General features: G+C 62.2%; 27 protein-coding genes and 1 pseudogene. 12 read left to right on the top strand and 16 right to left on the bottom strand.

What is annotated here, in order from left to right; all coding sequences use genetic code 11:
* Positions 1-8 precede the first annotated feature (8 nt).
* Positions 9-764: a phosphoadenylyl-sulfate reductase gene (locus tag J2Z31_RS08435; RefSeq protein WP_209601459.1), complete on the bottom strand. Its 756-nt coding sequence runs from the start codon at positions 762-764 to the stop codon at positions 9-11.
* A 255-nt stretch (positions 765-1019) separates the two neighbouring features.
* On the opposite strand from J2Z31_RS08435, the gene J2Z31_RS08430 reads away from it, so the two are divergent.
* Positions 1020-1403 carry a DUF6152 family protein gene (locus tag J2Z31_RS08430; RefSeq protein ID WP_209601458.1) on the top strand — a complete coding sequence of 128 codons (384 nt, stop codon included), beginning with the start codon at positions 1020-1022 and terminating at the stop codon, positions 1401-1403.
* Positions 1403-1888, top strand: coding sequence for a DUF6644 family protein (locus tag J2Z31_RS08425; RefSeq protein WP_209601457.1), 486 nt, complete (start codon positions 1403-1405; stop codon positions 1886-1888). The genes J2Z31_RS08430 and J2Z31_RS08425 overlap by 1 nt, the downstream gene beginning before the upstream one ends.
* A gap of 188 nt (positions 1889-2076) precedes the next feature.
* Here J2Z31_RS08425 and betA read toward each other — a convergent pair whose 3' ends face one another.
* The 3 genes from betA to betI form a co-directional block, all read right to left on the bottom strand.
* Positions 2077-3726: a choline dehydrogenase gene (gene betA / locus J2Z31_RS08420; protein WP_209601456.1), complete on the bottom strand. Its 1650-nt coding sequence runs from the start codon at positions 3724-3726 to the stop codon at positions 2077-2079.
* 156 nt (positions 3727-3882) lie between these two features.
* Positions 3883-5346 carry a betaine-aldehyde dehydrogenase gene (gene betB, locus J2Z31_RS08415; RefSeq protein WP_209601455.1) on the bottom strand — a complete coding sequence of 488 codons (1464 nt, stop codon included), beginning with the start codon at positions 5344-5346 and terminating at the stop codon, positions 3883-3885.
* Position 5347: 1 nt separating this feature from the next.
* On the bottom strand, positions 5348-5977 hold the full coding sequence (gene betI, locus J2Z31_RS08410) for a transcriptional regulator BetI (protein WP_209601454.1): 630 nt from the start codon (positions 5975-5977) through the stop codon (positions 5348-5350).
* 148 nt (positions 5978-6125) lie between these two features.
* On the opposite strand from betI, the gene J2Z31_RS08405 reads away from it, so the two are divergent.
* Entirely contained in the window at positions 6126-6674 is a 549-nt protein-coding gene (locus tag J2Z31_RS08405) for an HdeD family acid-resistance protein (RefSeq protein WP_209601453.1), read from the top strand.
* A 173-nt stretch (positions 6675-6847) separates the two neighbouring features.
* Here the strand turns inward: J2Z31_RS08405 and J2Z31_RS29725 are convergent, their stop codons facing one another.
* A complete protein-coding gene (locus J2Z31_RS29725) occupies positions 6848-7081 on the bottom strand; it encodes a hypothetical protein (protein WP_328243343.1) in 234 nt (77 codons plus the stop codon).
* Between J2Z31_RS29725 and J2Z31_RS08400 the strand changes: the two are divergent.
* Together J2Z31_RS08400 and J2Z31_RS08395 are read left to right on the top strand one after the other, a co-directional pair.
* Positions 6980-8675, top strand: a pseudogene (locus J2Z31_RS08400) (EAL domain-containing protein). The gene J2Z31_RS29725 and the pseudogene J2Z31_RS08400 overlap by 102 nt on opposite strands.
* A gap of 79 nt (positions 8676-8754) precedes the next feature.
* On the top strand, positions 8755-9771 hold the full coding sequence (locus J2Z31_RS08395) for an NAD(P)H-quinone oxidoreductase (protein WP_209601452.1): 1017 nt from the start codon (positions 8755-8757) through the stop codon (positions 9769-9771).
* 404 nt (positions 9772-10175) lie between these two features.
* Here the strand turns inward: J2Z31_RS08395 and J2Z31_RS08390 are convergent, their stop codons facing one another.
* Complete coding sequence (locus J2Z31_RS08390) at positions 10176-10913, bottom strand: DUF3750 domain-containing protein (protein WP_209601451.1); 738 nt, start codon at positions 10911-10913, stop codon at positions 10176-10178.
* Between the two features lie 71 nt (positions 10914-10984).
* On the opposite strand from J2Z31_RS08390, the gene J2Z31_RS08385 reads away from it, so the two are divergent.
* Complete coding sequence (locus J2Z31_RS08385) at positions 10985-11992, top strand: asparaginase (RefSeq protein WP_209601450.1); 1008 nt, start codon at positions 10985-10987, stop codon at positions 11990-11992.
* Between the two features lie 19 nt (positions 11993-12011).
* On the opposite strand, the gene J2Z31_RS08380 is transcribed toward J2Z31_RS08385, so the two are convergent.
* Positions 12012-12761 carry a DeoR/GlpR family DNA-binding transcription regulator gene (locus J2Z31_RS08380; RefSeq protein WP_209601449.1) on the bottom strand — a complete coding sequence of 250 codons (750 nt, stop codon included), beginning with the start codon at positions 12759-12761 and terminating at the stop codon, positions 12012-12014.
* A gap of 88 nt (positions 12762-12849) precedes the next feature.
* Here J2Z31_RS08380 and J2Z31_RS08375 point away from each other — a divergent pair, with 88 nt between their 5' ends.
* Together J2Z31_RS08375 and J2Z31_RS08370 are read left to right on the top strand one after the other, a co-directional pair.
* The gene (locus J2Z31_RS08375; protein WP_209601448.1) at positions 12850-13221 is read left to right on the top strand and encodes a DUF4406 domain-containing protein; all 372 of its coding nucleotides are present in this window, start codon (positions 12850-12852) and stop codon (positions 13219-13221) included.
* Positions 13222-13320: 99 nt separating this feature from the next.
* Entirely contained in the window at positions 13321-13941 is a 621-nt protein-coding gene (locus J2Z31_RS08370) for a glutathione S-transferase family protein (RefSeq protein WP_209601447.1), read from the top strand.
* A gap of 5 nt (positions 13942-13946) precedes the next feature.
* Here the strand turns inward: J2Z31_RS08370 and J2Z31_RS08365 are convergent, their stop codons facing one another.
* A complete protein-coding gene (locus J2Z31_RS08365; RefSeq protein ID WP_209601446.1) occupies positions 13947-14312 on the bottom strand; it encodes an MmcQ/YjbR family DNA-binding protein in 366 nt (121 codons plus the stop codon).
* A gap of 461 nt (positions 14313-14773) precedes the next feature.
* On the opposite strand from J2Z31_RS08365, the gene J2Z31_RS08360 reads away from it, so the two are divergent.
* Positions 14774-15709, top strand: coding sequence for a LysR substrate-binding domain-containing protein (locus tag J2Z31_RS08360; protein WP_209601445.1), 936 nt, complete (start codon positions 14774-14776; stop codon positions 15707-15709).
* Here J2Z31_RS08360 and J2Z31_RS08355 read toward each other — a convergent pair.
* The gene (locus J2Z31_RS08355) at positions 15669-16328 is read right to left on the bottom strand and encodes a glutathione S-transferase family protein (protein ID WP_209601444.1); all 660 of its coding nucleotides are present in this window, start codon (positions 16326-16328) and stop codon (positions 15669-15671) included. The two genes, J2Z31_RS08360 and J2Z31_RS08355, sit on opposite strands and share 41 nt — an antisense overlap.
* A gap of 444 nt (positions 16329-16772) precedes the next feature.
* On the opposite strand from J2Z31_RS08355, the gene J2Z31_RS08350 reads away from it, so the two are divergent.
* Positions 16773-17543, top strand: a complete 771-nt coding sequence (locus tag J2Z31_RS08350; protein WP_209601443.1) for a L,D-transpeptidase family protein — start codon at positions 16773-16775, stop codon at positions 17541-17543.
* A gap of 230 nt (positions 17544-17773) precedes the next feature.
* Here J2Z31_RS08350 and J2Z31_RS08345 read toward each other — a convergent pair whose 3' ends face one another.
* Positions 17774-18250, bottom strand: coding sequence for a MarR family winged helix-turn-helix transcriptional regulator (locus tag J2Z31_RS08345; protein ID WP_209601442.1), 477 nt, complete (start codon positions 18248-18250; stop codon positions 17774-17776).
* Between the two features lie 113 nt (positions 18251-18363).
* On the opposite strand from J2Z31_RS08345, the gene J2Z31_RS08340 reads away from it, so the two are divergent.
* Complete coding sequence (locus tag J2Z31_RS08340; RefSeq protein WP_209601441.1) at positions 18364-18786, top strand: organic hydroperoxide resistance protein; 423 nt, start codon at positions 18364-18366, stop codon at positions 18784-18786.
* 129 nt (positions 18787-18915) lie between these two features.
* Here the strand turns inward: J2Z31_RS08340 and J2Z31_RS08335 are convergent, their stop codons facing one another.
* Entirely contained in the window at positions 18916-19128 is a 213-nt protein-coding gene (locus J2Z31_RS08335) for an alkylphosphonate utilization protein (RefSeq protein ID WP_209601440.1), read from the bottom strand.
* 149 nt (positions 19129-19277) lie between these two features.
* Positions 19278-20831, bottom strand: coding sequence for a helicase HerA-like C-terminal domain-containing protein (locus J2Z31_RS08330; protein ID WP_209601439.1), 1554 nt, complete (start codon positions 20829-20831; stop codon positions 19278-19280).
* Positions 20832-21082: 251 nt separating this feature from the next.
* Between J2Z31_RS08330 and J2Z31_RS08325 the strand changes: the two genes are divergently transcribed.
* On the top strand, positions 21083-21475 hold the full coding sequence (locus J2Z31_RS08325) for a DUF2780 domain-containing protein (RefSeq protein WP_209601438.1): 393 nt from the start codon (positions 21083-21085) through the stop codon (positions 21473-21475).
* 219 nt (positions 21476-21694) lie between these two features.
* On the opposite strand, the gene J2Z31_RS08320 is transcribed toward J2Z31_RS08325, so the two are convergent.
* The 4 genes from J2Z31_RS08320 to J2Z31_RS08305 form a co-directional block, all read right to left on the bottom strand.
* Positions 21695-22525: an aldo/keto reductase gene (locus tag J2Z31_RS08320; protein ID WP_209601437.1), complete on the bottom strand. Its 831-nt coding sequence runs from the start codon at positions 22523-22525 to the stop codon at positions 21695-21697.
* Between the two features lie 74 nt (positions 22526-22599).
* Complete coding sequence (gene tam, locus J2Z31_RS08315) at positions 22600-23373, bottom strand: trans-aconitate 2-methyltransferase (protein WP_209601436.1); 774 nt, start codon at positions 23371-23373, stop codon at positions 22600-22602.
* Positions 23374-23384: 11 nt separating this feature from the next.
* A complete protein-coding gene (locus J2Z31_RS08310; protein WP_209601435.1) occupies positions 23385-24047 on the bottom strand; it encodes a haloacid dehalogenase type II in 663 nt (220 codons plus the stop codon).
* 155 nt (positions 24048-24202) lie between these two features.
* Positions 24203-24754, bottom strand: coding sequence for a phosphatase (locus J2Z31_RS08305; RefSeq protein WP_209601434.1), 552 nt, complete (start codon positions 24752-24754; stop codon positions 24203-24205).
* Positions 24755-24859: the final 105 nt, after the last annotated feature.

Here is a 24859-nt window from a genome sequence, read left to right as displayed (position 1 = left end):
GCCTGCCCTCAGGCGGCACCGCTTGCATTCGGGATGATGGATGAAGTCGCTTCCGCCACATGCAGGCCGCATTCGCGCTTCTCGTCGTTCTCCCACCACCAGCGGCCGGCGCGCTCGGGCTCGCCGGGCTTGATTGCGCGCGTGCAGGGCTCGCAGCCGATCGACGGGTAGCCGCGGCTGTGCAGCGGATTGACGGGAATGGCCTCGGTCGCCACATGGGCGCGGATCGTCTCGATGTCCCAGTCGGCGAGCGGGTTGATCTTGATGAGGCCGCGCTCAAGGTCTGCCTCGGCAAAGGGCGTTGTCGCGCGGTTGCCGGACTGGCCGCGGCGGAGCCCCGTGACCCAGTAGCTTGTCCCTTCGAGCGCGCGCGCAAGCGGCTTCAGCTTGCGCACGCCGCAACAGGCATGCCGGGCGTCGACGCTGTCGTAGAAGCCGTTCATGCCGTACTGTGCGACATAGGCGTCAACATCGGCCTTTGCCGGATGAAGGCGCTTGATGACGATGCCGTAGGTTTCCTCGGTCTCATCGATCAGCGCCACCGTTTCGTTGAAGAGACGGCCGGTCTCGAGAGTGACGACGTCGATATCGAGGCGATTGCTGCCGATGGCGGCGGTGATGACCTGATCCTCGATGCCGAGTGAGGTCGTGAACACGGCGCGGCCGTCGAGGCCGGCAACGCGCGCCAGGCGCCCGGCAAGATCCAGGGCTTCCAGCTCATCGTTCAACGCTTTCGCTTTGGCTTCGAGGGATTGCGTGGTCATGGCTCGATCCTGTTGCAATTGCACGGAATATCGCAGCCGTTCGTGATAAAGGACAGAAATAGCGGTTTCTAATGCCACGCTATCGGAGCAAATATCTCTCTCATCCCCGAGAGCTTTGAAAAAAGGCGCGAGCCCTCGTGTCATTGGCCAATAGCGGTTGCCGCATTGCACGGCGCTCGGCGTTCAACAATCGGTGAACGTGCTGTTCTTCCCCGACCCACGCTCCAAGTTCAAGACATCTATCTGGCAGGAGGAATGGCAATGTTGTCCTCACGCATGTCCATAGCCGGCTTGCTCGGCCTGCTCCTCGTCTCAGGGGCCTACGCGCATCATGGCTGGTCCTGGGCCGAAGCGGATCAGATTGAGCTTTCCGGCACGATCCGCGAGATTTCCATGGCGCCGCCGCATCCGACCCTCCGAGTGGCGACGGAAAATGACGGTGTCTGGCGGGTCGAGCTCGGCAATCCGCGACTGACGGAGCGCTCCGGTTTCGTGGAGGGCGTTGCGAAGGTCGGCGATCCAATCGTGGCGCTCGGCAATCGCTCGCTCGACCGGAACGAAAAGCGGATGAAGGCCGTGCGGATCACGGTCGCCGGGAAGGTTTTTGACATCTATCCGGAACGCATTAAGACGAACTGATGGACGCGGTGGCGGCATTGGAGGGGATCGAGGCATTGCCCTTCGCGGTTGCGATCCGGCGTTCGGCGACGCTCTACATTTTCGTTAATGCTGCCCATATCTTGTCGATCGGCATCATTGTCGGTTCGATCCTGCCGCTCGACCTCAGGCTGATCGGTCTCTTTCGAAGAGTTCCGGTGGAGGTCATCGGCCCGTTTCTCTCGCACGCGGCGGCGATCGGTATTGGCATGGCGATCATCACCGGCTTCTGTCTTTTCAGCGCGCGTCCGGTCGAATATGCCGGCAATCCCGCCTTTCTGACGAAGATGACGTTGCTCGCCCTCGGCGTCGCCAACGCGGCTCTATTGCACCTGACGCCGCAATGGCGCGTCGCCGTCAAAGGCGGACCGCTTTCCTTGCGGGTCCGCCTCTCGGGTTTGCTCTCGCTGGCGATTTGGACCGGAGCGGTTGTTGCCGGCCGCTGGATCGGTTTTCTTTTGGAGTAATCCACCGCCGCCGCGCCTCCGCAACCTCCCCAAACCATCCCACGACGGGGCGGGGGCTCAGCCGTGGCACCGCCTTGCCCCGTCGACGGATCCGCAAGTGATTGGAGCAAAGGCAGGTGCGGAGGGTGCGCCAATGTATCCCCTCCCCATTGGGGGGAGGGCTTGGGGAGGGGTCTCGACCCGGTCAATTACCGGTCGCTGATCGCCCAGCGCGGATTGATCCAGGGCTCCTGGTTGGAGCGGGCGAGCGGCTGCTTGCCGAGGATATGGTCAGCCGCCTTTTCGCCGGTCATGATCGAGGGGCCGTTGAGATTGCCATAGGTGATATGCGGGAAGATCGAGGAATCGGCGACGCGCAAACCATCGACGCCGATCACGCGGGTTTCCGGATCGACCACGGCCAACGGATCGTCCTTCGAACCCATCTTGCAGGTGCCGCAAGGGTGATAGGCGCTTTCCAGGTGCTCGCGCAGGAAGGCGTCGATCTCCTCGTCCGTCTGAACTTTCGCGCCCGGCTGGATCTCCGGCCCGCGGTACTGGTCGAAAGCCTTCTGGCCGAAGATCTCGCGCGTGAGCCGAACGCAATGGCGGAACTTCTCCCAATCCTCCGGGTGGCTCATATAGTTGAAACGGATCACCGGATCCGCCTTCGCCTCGGAGGAGCGCAGTGTCACGCTGCCGCGTGACTTCGAGAGATTATAGCCGACATGCACCTGGAAGCCGTGTGTGTTGGCCGCCGCCTTTCCGTCATAGCTGATCGCCACCGGGAGGAAGTGGTACTGGATGTCGGGTTGCTTCACGCCGGCCGCCGACCGTAGGAAGGCGCAGGCCTCAAACTGGTTGGAAATGCCGAGACCGGACTTGAAGAATAGCCATTGCGCGCCGGCGACCCCCTGCCAGAACCACGGTAGCCAGGAATAGAGCGAGACGGGCTTGGTGCTGACCTGCTGGAAGTAAAACTCCATGTGGTCCTGGAGGTTCTGGCCGACGCCCGGGCGGTCGACCTTCACCTCGATGCCCATCTCTTTCAGATGGGCAGCCGGGCCGATGCCGGAGAGCATCAAGAGTTTTGGCGAATTGAAGGAGGAGGCCGAAACGATCACCTCGCGATTGGCTTTCACCACCTCGATGCGGCCGTCGCAGTCGATCTCGACGCCGGTGGCGCGGCCGTTCTCGATGACGATCCTACGGGCGAGACAGCGGACGAGCTCGACGTTCGGGCGCTTCAGCGCCGGCTTCAGATAGGCCGAAGCCGCGGACCAGCGCCGACCCTTCCAGACCGTCTGCTCCATGAGGCCGAAGCCTTCCTGTTTTGAACCGTTATAGTCTTCGGTGACCTCGAAACCGGCCTGTTTGCCCGCCTCGATGAAGGCGTGGAAAAGCGGGTTCTTTACCGGGCCGCGCTGCACATGCAGCGGCCCGTCGGGCCCGCGCCAACCCTCCTCGCCGCCATGCGAGTTCTCCATCCGCTTGAAGTAAGGCAGCACGTCCGCATAGGCCCAGCCCTTAGCGCCGAGCTCCTCCCAACGGTTGAAGTCCTCGGCATGGCCGCGCACATAGACCATGCCGTTGATCGAGGAGGAGCCGCCGATCACCTTGCCGCGCGGCGCGGTGATGCGCCTGTTGTTGAGATGCGGCTCCGGCTCGGAAAGATAACCCCAATTGTACCGGCTCATGCTCATCGGCCAGGCGAGTGCCGCCGGCATCTGGATGAATGGACCGATATCCGATCCGCCGAATTCCAGCACGATCACGGAATTCTTGCTGTCCTCGGACAGGCGGTAGGCGAGTGCCGAGCCGGCCGAACCGGAACCGATGATGACGAAATCTGCCTGCATAAGCGTGTCTTTCTGTATCCCCGACGTGGTCCCTCATCCGGTTGCCGTCCTCGCAGTAGCTGCGCTACAGCTACGGAGGGTGGACCGTCACCTAGCCGTTCCCAGTCCTCTCTCCCCGCGAGCGGGGAGAGAGGACTGGGTGAGGAGCAAATTGTATCAATACGGCGCCTCGACCCTGCCCATGCCGACATAGACGGTCTTGAGCTCGGTATAATGGTTCAGCGCCGCCACCGAATTCTCCCGCCCGAAACCGGATTGCTTCGACCCGCCGAACGGAATCTCGACCGGGCAGAGATTGTATGTGTTGATCCAGAGCGTGCCGGCTTCGAGCTGGTCGACGACGCGGTGAGCGCGGGTGAGGTCTGCGGTGAAGACGCCGGCCGAGAGGCCGAACTCCGTGGCATTCGCCCGCGCGACGACTTCCGCCTCGTCGTCGAAATCGAGCACGCACATCACCGGCCCGAAGATCTCCTCGCGCGCGATCGTCATTTCGTCTGTGACGTCGGCAAAGACGGTCGGCTGGATATAGGTGCCTTCGCCGCTCACATGGTTCGGAATGCCGCCGCCGGTCAAGAGCCGTGCGCCCTCCGCCTTGCCCTTCTCGATATAGGAAAAGACCTTGGCGCGCTGATCCTTCGAGACCATAGGTCCGAGCTGTGTCGCTTCGTCCATCGGATCGCCGATGACGATTGCCTCTGTCCGCTCCTTCAGCCGTTTGAGGAAGGATTCCTTGATCTTCTTCTGCACGAAGACGCGGGTGCCGTTCGAGCAGACCTGGCCCGTCGAATAGAAGTTGCCGAGCATGGCGCCGCCGATGGCGCTTTCGAGGTCGGCATCGTCGAAGACGATCAGCGGCGACTTGCCGCCAAGCTCCATAGTCACGTGGCGAAGTCCGGCCGCGGCCGCCTCGTAGACCTTGCGGCCGGTCGGCACCGATCCGGTCAGCGACACCTTGGCGACGTCGGGGTGGTTGACGAGCAACGGCCCGGTAGAGCGGTCGCCCTGGATGACGTTGTAGAGGCCCTTGGGGAGGCCCGCTTCGATGAGGATTTCGGCGATCTTCAGCGCACCGAGGGGCGTGTTCTCCGAGGGCTTGAAGACCATCGCATTGCCTGCGACGAGCGCCGGCGCGCCTTTCCAGCAGGCGATCTGCTGCGGGTAGTTCCAGGCGCCGATGCCGACGCAGACGCCGAGCGGTACACGTTTCGTATAGGCGAAGTCCTGCCCGAGCGGGATGTATTCGCCGTTGAGCGCCGCTGCCGCGATGCCGCCGAAGAATTCGAAGCTGTCGGCACCGGAAGTGGGATCGGCGACGATCGTCTCCTGGATCGGCTTGCCGGTGTCGAGCGTTTCGAGTTCGGAAAGCTCGCGATTGCGCTCGCGCATGATTTCGGCGGCCCGCTTCAGGATACGGCCGCGCGCCGTCGGGCTCATCGCCGCCCATTCAGGTTGCGCCCGCTTGGCGGCGGCGATCGCCTTTTCCACGATCGCCGGCGTGGCGGCGTGCAGCCGCGCGATCACCTCCCCGGTCGCCGGATAGATGCTCTCGATCACCCTGCCGGCGGCATCCTCGACAAATTCGCCGTCGATGAAGTGCGAGGCTTTCGGTTGGGCTCTCATATTATTCTCCCCGCGGATAGCGTTTGGATTCTTCGTCTGTTGAGATTCTTGCGATCGCCCGGAGATGCGCGTTCACATAATCCTCTGTCAGTGCGATCGAAGCCTCGATGCTGATCGGCGCCGATTTGAGACTTTGCCGGATATAGAGGCCGTCGATCATGGCAGCCGCCCCCTCGGCAATGCGTTCCGCGTCATGCGGAGCGCAAAGCGCCCTCAGGCTTGCCAGAAGATTGGAGCGCAGCCGCCGCGCATAGATGACGAGCAGCCGGCGAACGTCTTCCGAGCGCTGCGCCTCCGAGTAGAAGGCCAGCCAGGCGGCGACCGTCTCCGTCGCGAACTGATCGGCCCGGAAACTCACGCGGATCAGAGCGCTCACCTTTTCCCGCGGCGTTCGCGCGGCCTTAAGTGCAGTCACGGCGTCCTGGCGCAACTGACGGAGCAGGCTGCGGATTGTCTCGATCAGCAGTTGCTCTTTGCTGCCGAAATAGTGGTGCGCGAGCGCCGGTGAGACACCCGCGTCCCGGGCGATTTCGGACATGGTGACCGAGAGGGTGCCTTGACCGCCGATAACGCGCAACGCCGCGTCGACCAGCGCCTTGCGGCGCACCGGCTCCATTCCGACTTTTGGCATGGCGCAACTCCTTTGACGCTTATCAGCTTATTTTTGATTGACTCATCAATCAATAAAAAACTTTGCGGATATCACTCTTTCTTTTTGCCTGAAAATCCGGCTCAATCGCGGGCAGAGGGCGCGCAACGTAGAGACTGGAGGTTGAAAGATGGCCAACGGGTTCGATCCGGTCGGCAGGAATTCGGTCGCCGCAAAGTGGGCATGGTTCGTTGCCCTCGGCGTTCTCCTCATCATGGCGGGCGGCGTCGCCTTCGGCAATCTGCTGGTGGCAACAGTCGCCTCTGTCTACTTTGTCGGCCTCATCATGCTGATCTGCGGACTGCTGAGCCTTGGCCACGCCTTCCGCGTCCAGGATTGGGGAGGCTTTCTCTTCTGGATGCTGAGCGGCGCCTTCTACGCGGCGGCCGGGCTTTTCGCCTTCTTCAATCCGCTTCTTGCTTCCTCGGTCCTGACCTTGCTGATGGCGATCGCGCTGATCGTCGCCGGCGCTTTCCGCATCTGGGTCGGATTCCGGCTGAGCCCGCTTGGCGGCTGGGGCTGGATTGCCATTGCCGGGCTGATCACGCTCGTCGCAGGCCTCGTCATCGCCGCCGGCTGGCCGACCGACAGCCTCTGGATCGTCGGCCTGCTATTGGCGGTCGACCTCGTCATGCAGGGGCTTGCGCTGATCGCTTTCGGCGTTCTGGTCAGGGGCTAGAGGATCTTGCAGTCAGGTGGGATCACCGGGCGTCGCGCGAATGCGGCAGAAACAAAGGCGTAGACCGGCGGCGCGAACGCACGTGAGCGCATCCGCTCTAGTTTGTTGTATTTTCTGAGAAATGCAACTTTCGACTTGGCGGTGGCGGCGCCCTGCAAAGCTTCACGAAAGGTTCACATTGGCGAGAGACTTCGTTGACGGTCTTTCTCGATGCTGCGGCCGGTCCGCGCCACACCGTTCCGGAGTCCGGCATGTCCGCCGTCCATGCAAAAACACTCATCCATCGCCGCTTCGGCGACGATCAGATCATCACGCTTGCCAAGCTCGTCATCGAGAACGCATTTCAGCCGATCGTCGAAGCGACCACCGGCGTAGTTTTCGGCTATGAATCGCTGATGCGCGGACATGACCGGCTGGGCTTTGCCTCGCCGTTAGAATTTCTCGACAAGGCGGAAGCGGCCGGGCAGCTTCTGGCACTGGAGCATCTGATCAACAGCCGTGCCGTTGCCGCCTTTGCGACTCTTCCGGATTTTTCCGCCCGCACCTTGTTTCTCAATTTCGATTCGCGCCTCGTCGGCGGCGAAGGGGACACGGTCGAGCGGCTCGTCCATCATCTCAAGCGGGCCAATGTTGCGCCTTCGGCGCTATGTTTCGAGCTGTCGGAGCGCTTCGATGGCGGCAAGATGCCGGAGTTCTCGGCGCTTGTCCGGCAGCTGCGGCTTGCCGGTTTCAAGTTGGCGATCGACGACTTCGGCGCCGGCTTCAACGGGCTGAAGATGCTCTGCGATCAGCCTGTCGATTATGTGAAGGTCGACCGGGCGCCACGCCGTCAACATGGCGCATGTGCTCGGGACGCGTGTCATTGCCGAAGGCGTGGAGACGGAGGCGGAGTTTCTGGTTTGCCGCGATCTCGGCTGCGATCTGATGCAGGGCTATTTCATTGCCCGTCCGACGACGCACATGGCCGAGTTGCAGCCCGCCTACCCGCATGTCGATGGCGGTGGCGTGAGGCGGCATTCGTCGACACTGGACAGCATCCTGATCCGCAAGGAGATCGAGCAGCTCCCGGCAGTCAGGGAAAGCGACGATCTTGACGCTGTCTTCGACCATTTCCGCTTGAACCCGCGACAGCCCTTCTTTCCGGTTTTGAATGCCAATGGCGAGCCGCGCGGGATCCTGCCCGAATATCACGTCAAGGAGATGATCTATCATCCGTTCGGCCGCGATCTCCTGAAGAACCGCATCTATCAGCGCCGCATATCGCATTTCGTCACGCCTGCGCCGATCGCCGATCTTGATACGCCTGCCGACGAAATGCTGAAGATATTTGCCGGAATGGACGGCAGCGATTGCGTCATCCTGACCGAGAACATGCGCTATGCCGGCATTCTTTCGGCCGCATCGCTCCTGAAGATCATCAACGAGAAACAGTTGAAGACGGCGCAGGAGCAGAACCCCTTGACCGGACTTCCGGGCAACCGCGCCATTCGCGACTATGTGCAGCACGCGATCCTCGACGGCGATGAGACGCGCTACTTCTGCTATTGCGATTTCGACGATTTCAAGCCCTTCAACGATACCTACGGTTTTCAGAAGGGCGACCTTGCGATCACGCTGTTCGCCGCGCTCTTGCGGCGCCACTTCATCGGCGAAGAGAAGTTCCTTGGCCACGTCGGCGGCGACGATTTCTTCGTCGGTGCCAGCGGACTTGACGAGGAAGAGATTCGCGCGGTGCTCCTGCGTCTCATCAATGAGTTCCGCCCGGACGTTCGCCAGCTTTATTCGCCGGAGCATCAGTCGGCGGGCTGCATCAGCGGATATGGCCGCGACGGCAGCGCAAGGGACTTTCCGCTTATGCGTTGCTCGATCGCGGTTCTGACATTGCCGGAAGGCTTCATTCTCTCCGACAGCCAGACGGTGAGCAAGCGGATCGCCGAGATCAAGGCGCGTGCAAAGGCAAGCAAAGACGGATTGGTCGTGGAATTGCTCGACGGTCGATGATCGACGGATGAATCACGCCCTTCCCGAAGCGTCGAGCCGACGATAGGTATAGGCGGACTGTCTTTGCGAGGAAGCCGCCATGAGCCTGCCGAACGGAACGCTCCCGACTGAAATGTCCTATGTGGACCTCCAGAGCCCGGGTGGTGCGGAGAACATGATGCTGGCGCGCGGTCGACTGCCTGAGATCGCCCCCGGCGACATCCTGATCCGCGTCGAGGCTTTCGGCGTCAACCGGCCGGACATTCTGCAGCGCAAGGGCGACTATCCGCCGCCGCCCGGCGCAAGCCCGATCCTCGGTCTCGAAGTGGCGGGCGAAGTGGTTGCTCTTGGAGAAAGCGCCGCAGGTTTCTCGATTGCCGACAAGGTCTGCGCCCTTGCCAATGGCGGTGGCTATGCCGAATATTGCGCCGTGCCGGCGACCCAGGCGCTCCCCTGGCCGAAGGGCTATGACGCGGTTAAGGCGACGGCCCTGCCGGAAACCTTCTTCACCGTCTGGGCAAATGTCTTCGACATGGCCGGCCTTAAGCGGGGCGAGACGATCCTCGTTCACGGCGGCGCGAGCGGCATCGGCACGACGGCCATCCAGCTTGCCAAGGCTTTCGGCGCCGAGGTGCTGGCGACAGCCGGCAGTGCGGCGAAGTGCGCGGCGTGCGAAACGCTCGGCGCGAAGCGGGCGATCAATTATCGCGAGGAGGATTTCAAGGACGTCGTGCTCGAGGCGACCGAGGGCCGAGGGGTCGACGTCATCCTCGATATGGTCGGGGGTCGCTATTTCGGCCGCAATCTCGCTTCGCTCGCCAAGGACGGGCGCCTGTCGATCATCGGTTTTCTTGGCGGCGCGCGCGTGGAGGATGCCAACATCGCGCCGATCCTGACGAAGCGGCTGAAGGTGATGGGATCGGCGCTGAGACCCCGTACCGCGGCGGAGAAACGGGCGATCCGTGACGAGCTTGCCGCCAACGTCTGGCCGCTCCTCGATGCGGGGGAGGTGGCGCCGGTCATCGATGCGGTCGTGCCCTTCAAAGAGATCGTCGACGCACATCGCCTGATGGAGGGGGGCGACCATATCGGCAAGATTGTGATCCGGCTTGCCTGAAAGCGAGATGCGGAAGCGTTCTCCCCCGGTGTCGAGGTCTACAGCGCCGCGCGTCTTATCAGACGCGCAAAGGTCGCTGTAGCACTTTGTATTGCTGCATGCCGTTGTCCCTAACTCGAGGTCGATTCAAGGAGACATGCAGTGGCTATTATACGATAGTATCCCTTGTATCGCGGCAGAAACCGCTTACCTTTAAGTCCATCGGCAACAAACAGAAAGGAAGGTGATCCAATGTCTAGTGAGATTTCGGTCTTCTTGACGGACATGGGAGAGGTAAAGGGATCGAGGCAGCCCTCGGCCTGACCGCCGCCTTCCTTGGGCCTTTCGGCCCGGCCATCATGAGGCCAAAACTCATGGAAGGGTCGCCAAGCGCGGCCCTTTTCCTTTTCGGCCCTTCGTTCGTCTCAAATCCCGAGGCGGCCGATCGCCGGTATCTTGATGCCGGGTCTTATAATGTCGATACCGGCCACCAATCCCATGAAATGCAGTTCCAGGCCGCTGCGCCAGCCGGCGGAAATTCCGGCGAGACCGTAGAGCGTGGCATGCAGGTCGCGGCCGTCGGCATCGATATGGAAGAGTTTGCCCTCCGGCAGGTAGTCGCGCCCGACGGCATCGGGCGGAAGCACGGCATTCAGTTCGGGTACCGAGCGCAGGACATGGGCGACGAAGGTATTGGAGTTCGGTCCCGGCCAGAGGCGATAGGCGCCTGGAGTGGCATAGGGGTAAGCGGCAATTGCCTCCTCGACTTTGGGGATCAGCCGCCTGGCCTCGTCGCCGGTGACGGCGACGACGATGCGCGGCTCGTTCGAGTACCAGCGGCCATCGGCCTCGTAGGCGTTCTTGCGGATCGGCTTGCCCCAGCCGACCTTTTCGTAGCGATCATAGGCGGACCCACCCTCGCTCTTGGTGACGATCCAGGCGTGGCTCGCCACTGCACCCTTCATCCCCCCGGTCGTCGCCGAAAGGACGTATATCGCCGCATCCGGACTCGCGGTCGCTTGAGGCAAAATGCCGGCGGAAGACCAGTCCGCATCCCGCCAGCTCTGCGGCCGCTCTTTGAGGTACCAGAAACCCGCCGATGAAAGGGCCGGTACAAGATAGATAAGGGCGAAAGCGAGTGCCAGCCGGCGGAGTATTTTCATGGGCAACGTTTCTTCTGCTGCTGCAATGTTGCTAAAAGCAGAACCAAACTTGGAAAATTTGAGGGCAATATATGTCGAATCCCGTCCTGGTTGAAGTGAGGCGAGGAAATCTGGTCGAAAGCCGACATCGCGGGATGGTCATCGCCGTCGATGCCGGCGGCAGACAGGTCTTTGCGCTCGGCGATGTGGGCTCGGCCGTTTTCCCGCGTTCTGCCTGTAAGGCGATGCAGGCGCTTCCGCTGGTGGAGAGCGGCGCTGCCGACGCCTACGGTTTCGGTGCGAAGGCCCTGGCGCTCGCCTGCTCATCGCATTCCGGCGAGCCGGAGCACGTCGCGCTGGCGGCGGAAATGCTCGCGGCAGCGAGCCGCGACGTCCGCGCCCTCGAATGCGGCGCCCACTGGTCGAGCGACCAGGCGACGCTGATTCAGCAGGTGCGCGCGCTCGAAAAGCCGAACGCGCTCTACAACAATTGCTCGGGAAAGCATGCGGGCTTCATCTGCGCCTGCTGCCACTCCGGTACGGAGCCCGCCGGTTATGTCGGTTACGATCATCCGATCCAGCGGGAGATCCGCGGCGTCATGGCTGATCTGACCGGCGCCGTTCTCGGCCGCGACAATTGCGGCATCGACGGCTGCTCGATCCCGACCTATGCGGTTCCGATCAAGGGGCTGGCCCATGGTTTCGCCCGGATGGCGACGGGCGTCGGACTAGGTGCCACGCGGGCGCGGGCGTCGAAGCGCCTGATCGACGCCTGCATGGTGGAGCCTTTCTATGTCGCCGGTACAAGGCGGGCCTGCACGCGGCTGATGAAGACGGCACCCGGCCGGATCTTCGCCAAGACCGGTGCCGAAGGCGTCTTCTGTGCCGCGATTCCGGAAAAGGGCATCGGGATTGCGCTGAAATGCGAGGACGGCTCCACCCGCGCCGCGGAAGCGATGGTGGCCGCGACGCTCGCGCGCTTCTTCGCCGACGAACCGGAAGTCCACGCGGCGCTAATGGCTCAGGCTAACCGCCCGCTTCGCAACTGGAACGGCATGCATGTCGGCGAGGTGCGATTGTCGGCGGCCTTCGCCGCGTGAGGCCAGGCAAGCCGCGCCGCTACGCAAGGATGAGCGCCGTCGCGTCGCGACAGGGCGACAAGAGTTCCGTTTCCATGTCCGCGGGCACGATGAGTCCGGCTAGATCATGCACCCTCATGATTCGGTGAGGTGAGGCTGCGCCGAATTTCTCTGGTGTGGCGAGCACGTAGGTTTCTGCCGACTGCCGGGCGATCGCCCGCTTGATCGTCGCTTCCTCATAGTCTCCGGTCGAAAGCCCGTGCGCCGGATGCACGGCGGTGACCCCCAGAAAGAACAGATCCACTCGGATCTGCTCGATTGCTGCAACCGCCGCTGCGCCGACTGCCACCATCGAATGCTTGTAGAGCCTGCCGCCGATCAGGATCACCTCGGCTTCATGGAGCTCGAATTCGGCGGCGATCGTGGGACTGTGCGTGACGACGGTCGCACGCAGGTCGCGCGGTAGGGCGCGAGCGATTTCCGCATTGGTCGTGCCGCCATCGAGAAAGATGGTTTGACCGGATTGGACGAGGCCTGCGGCCCGGCGGCCGAGCATGCGCTTGACGTCGCTTGCGATCGCCTGGCGAGCGGCGAAATCGGGGAGCGGGGGCGTGAGCGGCAGGGCGCCTCCGTGAACCCGTCTCAACAGGCCTTCGGCCGCCATTTCCCTGAGATCGCGGCGGATCGTGTCTTCCGAAAGCCCGAGCTCGTCGGCGAGCGCCTTGGCGACGATCTGCCCGTGGCGCGCAAGCCTTGCCGAAATCATCGCCCGTCTCTGCGCCGTCAGCATGGAATCCTCCTTGACTCTTCACGAGATTGCATGGATTTTCATAATAATCCAGAAATATCCGGATTTTTCGTGAATGCAGGAGATGCGCATGCTTATTCTCATTGCTGGTCCTTACCGGTCGGGTACCGGGGACAACCCTTCGAAAATGGCTGCAAACCTCAAGCGCCTAGAGGAGCCGTCCTATACGCTTTTCAAGGCTGGTCACGTGCCAATGATCGGCGAATGGGTGGCCCTGCCCGTGTGGCATGCGGCGGGCGGCAGCCACATCGGCGACGATCTCTACGAGGAGATTTTTCATCCCGTCGCCGGCAGGCTGCTTGGTCTTTGCGACGCGGTGCTGAGGTTGCCGGGCGAATCCAAGGGGGCGGACAATGATGTGCGGATTGCGCGCGAGCGCGGCATTCCGGTCTATTACCGTCTCGAGGATGTGCCCGGCTGCGAGCAATTCCTGCCTGCATGATCGCAAGGCCGGCCGGCGGGTTGCCGCCGGACCTCTTTTCCGCTTGTCAGTCGCTGCGATTTCTTCTCTTCTGCCGACAATGCAGCGGGAGGCACTGTGATGCTGAAACTCTACTACGCGCCCGGCACTTGTTCACTCGGCTCGCATATTGCGCTCGAGGAAGCGGGTGCTGCCTATGAAGCCCAGCGGATCGACTTTTCCAAGGCCGAGCAGACGAGGCCCGATTACCTCGCCGTCAATCCCAAGGGCCGCGTTCCCGCGCTGGTGACTGAGCGCGGCACTCTGACGGAAACGCCGGCGATCTTGACCTATGTCGCACAGAGCTTTCCCGAGGCCCGGCTGGCGCCGCTCGCCGATCCTTTCGAATTCGCGCGGCTGCAATCCTTCCTGAGTTATCTCTGCTCGACGGTGCATGTGGCGCACGCCCATTCCCGCCGGGGCGCGCGCTGGGCCGATGATCCGGCCGCGCATGTTTCGATGAAGGCGAAGGTGCCTCAGAACATGGCGGATTGCCTCTCCTTGATCGAGAGCCTGATGTTCACCGGTCCCTTCGTCATGGGCGAAACCTACACGATCGCCGACCCCTATCTCTTCACCATAGCCGGATGGCTGGATGGGGATGGTGTCGATCCGACGCGATTTCCAAAGGTACTCGACCACCGTATGCGAATGGCCGAGCGCCCGGCCGTTGCCCGGGTGCTGGCGGTTGTGCAGGCGTGAGAGCATCAGGCCCGCTTGTCTAGCACCAAAAGGGCGGCAAGGCGCTTCGGGGCCTTTTGGCGCCAGGCAGCAATCAGTCTTTGTGTCAGCGCCTCGTCGTCAATGGCGGCGAGCCGCACCAGCATGGCCGGCCAGCCCCTGTAATGGTCGGTCTCGAAGAAACGTGATGGGTCGAGTGCCATCAGCATCTCCTTTTCCTCGAGTTCGCACATCACCACCAGGGTTGCGGCATCCTTCATTCGCACGAAGGTCTTGCCTTTGACGAGCAGCGCCGGCGTTCCATAGCAGGTGCCGACGGTCGTCTCCGGCAGCCCAATGGCCTCGGCCAACCGCCGCACGCGCTCGAAGGCTTTCTCTACGTCTTGCTCCACTTTTCGCCGCCGCTTGCTAGCGCGATACGGAAAAGTATTCGTTTTCCGGTCGCCTCCGCGCCAATTTCATATGCCGAACCAGACTTACTGTGGCGGCGATCAGCGGCAGTCGCAAGTTTCGTCTGCTGTCGTGCGCGGCCATGGCCATCCCGGAAAGGGCAGGTCCGCGAGTTCACGTAGCTCCATCCGCTCGAGGTCAGGGTGCTGCAATGGATCGCGCAACCAGGCCGCCGGCAAGGGTGAATGGTCATCAGACGCACTGCTTTTGGTCTTCCGTCCGGAGAAAAACTTAAGCATGACGAACCATCCTCTCGATGCAGCAGTGGAATGGCGAATTTGCACGGTGCGCCGTCGATCCCTTCCACTATGGACTTGAAGGGCTCCCCTGCGAAGACTAGCATTCCATCGAGCCGCATAAATTTGCAATTGAGATTGCTTGGCTTTCGCTTTAGAAAATCTATATGAAGGAGCTCAATACGATCCACTTGAACGGGTTGCGCGCCATCGAGGCGGCCGGCCGCCTTGGCTCGCTCGCGGCGGCCGCGGAAGAACTCGGGGTCACCCCGGGTGCCGTCAGCCAGCAGATCGCAAAGACCGAGGCACTGCTTGGACGCACGCTCTTCGAACGCTCGCCGCGCGGGCTCGTCGCCACCGAAGCGGGCGGGCCGCTTCTGGCGCGGCTCTCGCGGGCCTTTGCGGAGCTTGCGCAGGCGGTTGCCGAAGCACGCCGCCGCGACGAATTGGTGTTGACGGTATCAGTGGCGCCGATCTTCGCCGCTCGCTGGCTTGTCTACCGATTGAACGGCTTTGCCGAACGCCATCCGGAAGTCCGACTGAGGATCGATGCGACCACGAAACTCGCCGACCTTGATGCCTCCGACGTCGATCTGGCGATTCGGGTGGGCGCCGGCCGTTGGCCGGGAGTGCGCTCCGAATTGCTCCTTGAGCAGGAGGTCTTCCCGGTTTGTTCGCCAGCGCTTGCAGCGGGACTGCGAGAGCCGGCGGATATCCTGAAGCTGCCTGCGGTCATCGACGAAAATGCGATGTTTTCCTGGGACGTGTGGCTGAAGGCGGCCGGGCTCGGTGGCGCCAAATTGAGCGTGCGCCACACCTTCAACGACGCCTCGCTCGCACTCGATGCCGCCATTGCCGGGCAGGGGGTCATGATCGCCTGGCAGACGCTTGCCGGTTACGCGGTGATGAAGGGCAGCTTGGTAGCACCCTTCGGCATCCGCGCCAGGACCGGCTTCGGCCATTATTTCGTGACCTCCGCTTCCCGGCGCGAAAGCAAGGCCGCGCTCGCCTTCAAGCAGTGGGTGCGCGAGGAAGTGGAAGACGGAATGCGGCAGTTCTCAGCTATTCCGGCTCCCTCAGCCGTTCTTCCATCATCGCCTTGAAGGCAGGGCGCGACTGGCAGCGCGCGAGCCACGCCCTGACGCGCGGATGCGCATCGAAGAGCGCGGTCTGGCTCATCGTATAACGGAACACCTCCGCAAGGTTGAGATCGGCCACGGTGAAACGGCCGCCGACCACGTATTCACGGGTCTCGAGATGTGCTTCGAGGACGGCGAAGGCCTTCTTAAGCGGCTGAACGCTACCGGCGATCCGCTCGCGGCCTTCGGGCGTGTTCTCGATGCCGTCATCATAGGCAAGCACGATATTGACCGCATGGGGCTCGACCTGGGTCGCCGCCCACATCGTCCAATTGCCGATCAGGCCATCCTCGGTCAGATCGGCCGGCGCAAACGGACCGCCATGTTTGCGGGCGAGGTAGAGGTTGTTCGCCAGCGACTCGGTCAGAATCAGCCCGTCATCGTCGACCGCCGGAATAAGTCCCATCGGGTTGACGGCGAGAAAACTCGGCGATCGCGTGTTGAGAGGCGCATCCTCAGCCAAAGGATCCGCGAGACGGCGCGCCTGGATCACCGGCACGGATCTGAAGGGAATACCGAGTTCATTGGCCATCCAGTAATTGCGCGATGCGCGCGAGCGATAAACTCCATAGATCGTCAGCATCTCCGCCCCTCCAGGTCTCTATGCCACCGACGTCTTAAGCCAAACGTCCCCTGAGGGAAAAGCGGTCGCAACTGATGATGACATGAAATCTTTTGATGCCGGAACTAAGAGTTGCGAACACGCTGCGTCGCCCCACAAACTTAGGACGACTTGCTTTGCCGCCGCCAGCCCAAAGCCTAAAGGACCTGGTTGGAAGGCGTGGAGGAATGCCACGATCGTGATCTGATGTTTACTGACAGAAGCGCTGCTCCAGCCCTAAATGCAAGTCTGGGGCGAGTTCGCAACCGCCGTCCGCCTGCTCTCCGGTCCACCCGATCACATCGATCGCGAGATTGGAATTGCTTCGAAGCATGGCCGTCTGTGATCTGATAGCAAAAGACGGGATGACGCGAATCACCCTTTTGCCGCCCGCTTCCTCGTTGCACCCAAACCGGTAGAGCCCAAATGCCTTCGCTGCCCATGTTTTCCCGCCGACATTTCCTCCGCGCCTCCGGGCTCGCAATCGCCTCCGCAGGCCTTGCGGGCTGCACCTCTTCGATGAACACCGACCGTTTTCGTCAGGAAACGATGCCAGTTTTCCGCAATCCGGCGCTTGAGGGTCGCTGGGTCGAACCGGCCGGCGATCTGCTTGAGGGCCCGATGCCCACCGGACTGCCGCCGCAGGATGCTTATTACGGCGAGATTTATGCGGCGAAGGAGGATGGCGGCATTCTCATTCCTGCCGTGCCCTATCGGCAGATCGATCCTCGTCTCTATCGCCAGGAGGTCAGCGACCCCTTCGGCGAGGCCCCGGGCACCATCGTCGTCGACACCGCCGACCGCTACCTCTACCACATCCAGCAAGGCGGCCGCGCGACTCGCTATGGCGTGGGCCTCGGGCGCGAGGGCTTCGCCTGGTCGGGACGTGGCGTCATCCAATGGAAGCAGATGTGGCCGAAATGGACGCCGCCGGAATCGATGATCGCCCGCCAGCCGATACTCGCGAAATACTCGGCCGATAATGGCGGAATGCCTGGAGGGCTCGATAATCCGCTCGGTGCGCGTGCGCTTTACATTTTCCAGAACGGCCAAGACACGCTCTACCGCGTGCACGGCACGCCGGAATGGCAGTCGATCGGCAAGGCCGTTTCCTCCGGTTGCGTGCGCATGCTCAATCAGGACGTCATCGACCTCTACGGCCGCGTGCGCGGCAAGGCGCCGATCCTCGTCGTTTGACGATCGGGCCGGAGCGTCCGCAGAGCTTAAACCTTCGGCAGGAGATTCTGACCGATCTGATGGTAGGGCGCATGGTCTAGGCGCCCTGTAGCACCCGCAGGGCCGAAGCACTTGCGCGCTGCGGCTCCGTTGCACCTCGCTTATGATTTTACGGCAACACGGCGAACGGCGCGCCTCGCCACGCACATAATGGCTCCGGTCAGATCGCTGAGCATCTACTGCCGTTGATATTAGTCTTCCTGCAGGCTGTCGCCGAGCCGGTGCGCCAATCGGTGCAGCGCGTCGCGCAACTCGCCGATCTCCTCCAGGCTGCAGCCGCTCGCCTTGCCTATCTCCGCCAGGATCTTGAAGGCCTCCGCCTTCAAATTCCGTCCGCTTGCCGTCAGGCTCACGATGACCTGCCGCTCGTCGGCCGGGTCGCGCAGGCGACGGACATAGCCTGCCGCTTCCAGCCGCTTGAGGAGCGGCGAAAGCGTACCTGAATCCAGGCCCAATTCCTCGCCGATCCGCTTCACGGTCATCGCGTCCTGTTGCCACAGCGCCAGCAACACGAGATATTGCGGGTAGGTGAGTCCAAATCGGTCGAGCAGCGGCTTATAGGCGCGATTGAAAGCGTGCGCAGCCGAGTAAACGGCAAAGCAGAGCTGCTGGCCAAGGCCGAGCGCCTCGTCGGGCAAAGCTTCAGACTTCACGGCTTCCTTATTCATCGTTACATTGTCGCAAACTCAGCCCAAAAACGCAATTTGCAAAATTAATTTGCGCGCAATTAGATAATGCGATATATAACTTCTCATCGAAAAACGCCCGGAAGGAGACTGCCATGCCCATTCTTTATCGCACCACCGCATCCGCCGCCGGCGGCCGTGCCGGCCAAGCCAAGAGTGCCGACGGCATCCTCGATGTCACTCTCACCGTACCGAAGGAACTCGGCGGTGATGGCGCGCGCGGCACCAATCCCGAGCAGCTTTTTGCCGCAGGCTATTCTGCCTGCTTCCTCGGTGCGCTGAAATTCGTTGCCGGCAAGGAGAAGGTAAAGCTTTCCGAAGACACGAAGGTGACGGGGACGGTCGGCATCGGCCCGCGCGACGACGGCACGGGCTTCTTCATCGATGTGGCGCTTGAAGTCTCTTCGCCCGATGTCGAAAAGGCCGTGCTGGAAGATCTGGTCCAGAAGGCGCATATCGTTTGCCCCTACAGCCACGCGACGCGGGGCAACATCGACGTCAAGCTGTCGGTAGCCTAAGGCGGGATGAGGAAAAGTGCGGGCGGTTTTCCGCCCGCATCCGGCGCTACCTTTTGGAATCGCCGGTCGGATGCGCCTGAGCCCGCGGCTGGCCGCCGGCTTGAGATTTCTACTTCAGGACCGGCCGCATCACGCTTTTTTGAGAAACTCGGTGCGCAAGACCAGCCCTTTGATCTTCTCCACGCGGCATTCGACCTCGTCTGGATCGTCCGTCAGCCGGATGCCCTTCACCAGCGTGCCGCGCTTCAGCGTCGTGGAGGTCCCCTTGACCTTCAGGTCCTTGATCAGAGTGACATTGTCGCCATCCTTCAGGATGGCGCCGTTTGAATCCTTGACGTCCATCGTCGGCCCTTTCCGAGCTGCGAAGCTCCGTTGGCGACAGGCCAACGTTTTGCTCGCTGCTCCTTAGAGCCTTTTCGGGTTAAATGGAAACATTCTGCCGGAGCAGGTTTTGATGAGGCCGAGGCGATCGCCTCGGCCCTTGCTGATGGTTAGCGCTTGAGACTTCCGAGGATGCCACGCACGATCGCGCGCCCGACCTGGGTCGCGACCGTGCGGGCGACCGATTTCAACGCGGCTTCCATGATCGTTTCGCGCTGATAGCCGGAGGAGCGCGGACGGGGTTGACGACCCGAAGGCGTGTCGTCCGTATCGTCGCCGAACCCCGGAAGCGTCCAGCGGCTGCGGCCGGACTGTTCCTCGGCCGTTTCCGCCTCCTCTTGCCTTGCCGCTTCGACCGCCTTGGCCGCCCTTTTGGCGAGGATTTCGTAGGCCGACTCCCGGTCGAAGTCCTCATCGTAGAGGCCGCGCACGGGGCTGACATCGATCGTGTTCTGCCGCTCGGCTTCGGTGACCGGCCCTAGGCGCGACGCCGGCGGGCGGATCAAGGTGCGCTGGACGATGGACGGGGAGCCCTTGCCTTCGAGCGTGGAGACCAGTGCCTCGCCCGTGCCGAGAGCGGTGATCACCTCGGCGCAATTGAAATCCGGGTTCGGGCGGAATGTATCGGCGGCCGCCTTGACCGCCTTCTGCTCGCGCGGCGTATAGGCGCGCAATGCGTGCTGCACGCGGTTGCCGAGCTGAGCGAGCACGGTTTCCGGCACATCGAGCGGGTTCTGCGTGACGAAATAGACGCCGACACCCTTGGAGCGGATCAGGCGCACCACTTGCTCGACCCGTTCGACGAGCACCTTCGGCGCATCGTTGAAGAGCAGATGCGCTTCGTCAAAGAAGAAAACCAGCCGCGGCTTCTCCGGATCGCCGACCTCGGCCAGTTCTTCGAAGAGCTCGGACAGGAGCCAGAGCAGGAAGGTCGCGTAGAGCCTCGGATTCATCATCAGCTTGTCGGCCGCGAGCACCGAAATCGCGCCGCGGCCGTCATTGGTCGTGCGCATGATGTCCGAGATCTTCAAGGCCGGTTCGCCGAAGAAGTGATCGGCACCCTGTTGTTCGAGAATCAGCAGTTCTCGCTGGATCGAGCCGACCGAAGACTTGGAGATGAAACCGAACTGATTGGAAAGCTCACTCGAGTGCTCGCCCATATAGTTGAGCAGCGCCTGCAGGTCCTTGAGGTCGAGGAGAGGCAGTCCGCCCTCATCTGAGATCTTGAAGGCGATGTTCAACACGCCCTCCTGAGCATCGGTGGCGTTCATCAGGCGCGAGAGGAGAAGTGGCCCCATCTCCGATACGGTCGTGCGGACGCGATGGCCCTTCTCGCCATAGAGGTCCCAGAAGATCACCGGGAATTCCTGGAAATCGTAAGGCGCGAGACCGATCTGCTCGGCCCGCTTGAGGAGGAAATCCTTCGGTTCGCCGATCGCGCTTATTCCGGAAAGATCGCCCTTCACATCGGCGCAGAAGACCGGAACACCGGCATTCGAGTAGCCTTCGGCAAGGATCTGCAGCGTCACTGTCTTGCCGGTGCCGGTCGCCCCGGTGATCAGGCCATGGCGATTGCCGAACTTGAGTTCGAGATATTCGGCCTTGTTGGTCGAATCATCCGGCTTGCGGCTCGTGCCGACATAGAGCTTGCCTTCCTGCAGCATGGAGTTCGGTCTCCGTTTTTCGCTCTCGTCTGAGAAAGCGGGTTCTTGCCAATGTCGTGGCGCTAATCGGTCGTCGAAACGTCGCTGATTTCTGTTATAGGCGGTGCACTCCAACGCAGCAACAAGCCTCAGCGGTGCGGCGGCGACCTATCCCCTTTCCGGCGACGGGTCGGTCGTTAGGTGCTATTGTCATTTCGAAGGCGGTAATTTACCTTAACGTTCACGTAAAAAGATAGAGTGAGGAGACTTCCATGAGTGAACTGGTCACGCGCGTGGTGGAGAATGTCGGCATCGAACCCGCGACGGCCGAGAAGGCGGTGGGGATGATCCTCGGCTTCTTGCAGCGTGAGGCGGCGGACGGACCGGTCGCCAGGATGATCGAGTCAATCCCCGGCGCGCCGGAATTGGTTGCTCAATATAGCGGCGAAGGCGGTAATGGCGGCGGTCTCATGGGCGGGTTGATGTCGGCAATCGGCGGCGGCGGCGTGATGGCGCTCGGCCAGCAACTGATGAGCGAGGGCCTCGGCATGGGCGAGATCACCGCGCTCGCCAAGGAAACCATCGCCTATGCAAAGGAGCAGGCGGGCGAGGAAGTTGTCGACGAGGTCGTCGCTTCGGTGCCGGGCCTCAGCCAGTTCGTTTGAGCGTTCGCAGCAGACCCCCCACAAGAGGGGGAAGAGACGTGGCACGTCTGCGCCGCCTGCGGGGTCTTTCGTTTGCAGAAGCGCTTCGGTCGGAGCGAGCTGCAATCCGATGGTGTTTTCGCCCCTTGTGGGGGAGATGGCCGGTCCACCCTCCGCAGCTGTAGCGCAGCTGCTGCGGAGGACGGGCAGGCCAGATGGGTGGCAATCGCCGCTCACACTTCAATCATCCCACTTCGGAGCCAGGCCCGCCGGGTTGACGATGCGGCCGTCCGGACGCGCGAGGTCCCGGATCGCCGCCATTTCCTCCCGCGTCAGCGCGAAGTCGAAGATGGCGAAATTCTCCTTGAGCCTGGCCTCCCGCGCCGTTTTCGAAAGCGCGACTACATCCGGTTGTTGCACCAGCCAGCGCAGTGCCACCTGTGCAGCCGTCTTGCCATGGCGCGCAGCGATATCGTTCAGGAGCGGGTCTGACGGCACGCGGCCATTGGCCATCGCATAATAGGCGGTGACCGACATGCCATGGCGGCGAGCGGCTTGCAGGATCTTCGTCTGGTCGAGATAGGGATGGTATTCGACCTGGTTGGTCGCAATCGGCGCATCGCTCAAACGTACCGCCTCCTCCATCTGTGCCGCGTTGAAATTGCTGATGCCGATATGGCGGACCTTGCCGGCCGCGCGCACCTCGTTGAGTGCACCGAGGCGCTCGGCCATGGGCACGTCGCTGCCGCCAGGCCAGTGCAGGAGCAGGAGATCGACGTGGTCCGTCTTCAGCTTCCTCAGGCTTTCATCGACCGAGGCTATGAGAGCGTCGTGGCGGTACCTGTCGACCCAGACCTTCGTCGTCAGGAAGATGTCCGCACGCGGAATGCCGGACTGGCGGATGGACTCGCCGACTTCCGCCTCGTTTCCATAGGCCTGTGCGGTGTCGATATGGCGAAAGCCAATTCTCAACGCTTGCGGGAGGATACGAAGCACCTCGTCTTTGGACATGCGGAAGGTGCCGAAACCGAGGGCGGGAATATGGGCGCCATTGGACGTGACTGCATGCATGGAGGCCTCCTCGAAATGGCGGCGGGGAAATGGCTGTTTCCTATACTTGCCGCCCCTCGGCGAAGGTTCAAGCGTCAGCCACCCTTGCTCGCGACGATGAAGAGGCGGGGGAAGCGCAGCAGCACGTTGCCATTGGCCATTGCCGGGTAGGCCTTGCGGATCTTTTCCGCATAGGCTGCAAGATATTCCGTTCGTCGTTCAGCGGGCAGAACGTCGAGATAGGGGCGCAGCCCCGTCCCCTTCATCCACTCGACGATGGCGTTCGCATTGACGAGCTGATGATAATAGACGGTGTGCCAGACCTCGATCTGTGCCGCCTTGTCGGAGAGCCTCTCGAGGTAGGTCTTCGGTGCGGGCAGCGGCAGTCGCGGTATCGTCCGGCCGCTAAAGGCTTGCATGAAAGCGGGCTCCTCGGCCGTCTCATGCATCAGAACATGGGAAGGCTCATCGAGATTGTCGGGCATCTGCACGGCAAGCGTTCCGCCGGGCGCGAGCGCGGCGATGAGCCGTTCGAGAATGTCGATATGCTTCGGCACCCATTGGAAGACCGCATTGGCGAAGAACAGCGACGTGAGATCCGGCGGCACCCAGGAGGCGAGATCGGCCTTCTCGAAGGCGACGTCCGGAAGCCGTTTGTGCGCGGCCGCCAGCATGTTGTCGTCGTTGTCGACCCCGGTGAGACGATTGCCGGGAAAACGGGCGCGGATCAGCTCCGTCGAATTTCCCGGTCCGCAGCCGAGATCGAAGGCATTGCCCGGCGGAAGCACCTGCACCTGCGCCAGGAGGTCGCGTGCTGGCCGCGTTCTTTCCTCCTCGAACTTCACATACTGCGCTGCCGACCACGTCATCGGATCATTCCTTATACGCCGAATTGCAGGCTTTCGAGCGAGGGGAGAATGAGCGATGGCCCGTAGTCCCTGTATTCGTCGGGCATATCGTAACGGTTGATCCAGACGGTGCGGAAGCCAAATTTGGTCGCGCCGGCGACGTCCCAGCGATTTGACGACTGGAAAGATACCGACCGCGGGTAGAGCCGGTAGTGCGTCGTCACCAGATCGTAGACGGCGGGTGCCGTCTTGAAGGCCTTGACCGCGTCGACCGAGAACACGTCGTCGATGACAATGTCGAGCGCGGCGTTCTTCACCGCGGAGGCGAGCATTGCCGGCGAGCCGTTCGAGAGGATTGCGATGCTGGCGCCACGCTCCTTCAATCCGCGAAGCACGGCCGGCACCTCGGGATAGCAGTCGAGCTCCCAATAGGCGTCGAGCAATTGCCTCTTGAGCTTGGGATCGGCGGAGGGAAAGCGCTCAAAGGCGTAGTCCAGAGACTGCTCGGTCAGTTGCCAAAAATCGACATAGGCGCCCATCAGAGAGCGCACCCAGGAATATTCGAGCTGCTTGGCACGCCAGAGCTCCGAAAAGGCCTGGCCGTCCGGCCCCATAGCCTCGGCATGGCGGCGCACGGCGGCATGCACGTCAAAAAGTGTGCCGTAAGCGTCAAAGACATAGGCCGCATAGGACATCGATTTCTCCCGTCTCAACCCGCATCCAGCCAGCCCGGAGGCACATCCTGGACGAGGGGTCCGCGACTACAACGCGTCGCTTCTCCATTTTGTTTTTGGGAGATCATGTCAAATTTTTGTGCGCTGCACAATGGCAACGCACTTGCCAGCGATCGTCAGCCCTTCCAGACCTTTGCCGGGAAACGCAACGCCTGCTTGGCCAGCTTGCCCTTGAGCCCGAGTTCCGCATCGCAGAGGCCGACCACATGGCGGTTAGGCTTGGCCTCGGGGCGAAGCGCGTGAAGGGCCGCGGCCGCCGCCTCCGGCGCCATGTAGCGTGCGAGAATGCCAAGCGCCAGTGCCGTCGAGCGGCCGATGCCCCTCAAGCAATGGATCAGAAGATGCGCGTCCTCGGGCAGCCCGTCGACGAAGGCGAAGGTCGCGCTGATTGCCTCGGCGCGTGCGGCGTCCGGTGCATCCGGATCGGTGGCATCGCCGAAAAAGAGTTCCAGATGCCGCTCCGGCGGCAGTTCGATCATCGACAAGAGCCGGGTTGCGGGCGCCCGGATCGATATCAGATGCGTCGGCGTCCAGAACGCTCGATTATGCCTGGCCTCGGTCTGCGAACCGACGATCACGCGCACCGGCCAGCCGCTCGGATGCGCCGGATTGCCGGCGAGAACGGGCCGGTATAGTTCTCCTTCCGTGGCCTGAGCCGCAAGCGCCATGACGGGCCTCACTGATTCGTCTTGCCTGTCGCGAGGATAGCAGCGCAACGATGCGATCGGAATCCCTCGGCTTTGCCAAGGGATTGCCCCTCTCCTCGGGTTTAA

The sequence above is a fragment of the Sinorhizobium kostiense genome (assembly GCF_017874595.1).
GTDB lineage: Bacteria > Pseudomonadota > Alphaproteobacteria > Rhizobiales > Rhizobiaceae > Sinorhizobium > Sinorhizobium kostiense.
Note: the sequence above shows the minus strand (reverse complement) of the source record. Positions and strands in the feature narration are given on the sequence as shown.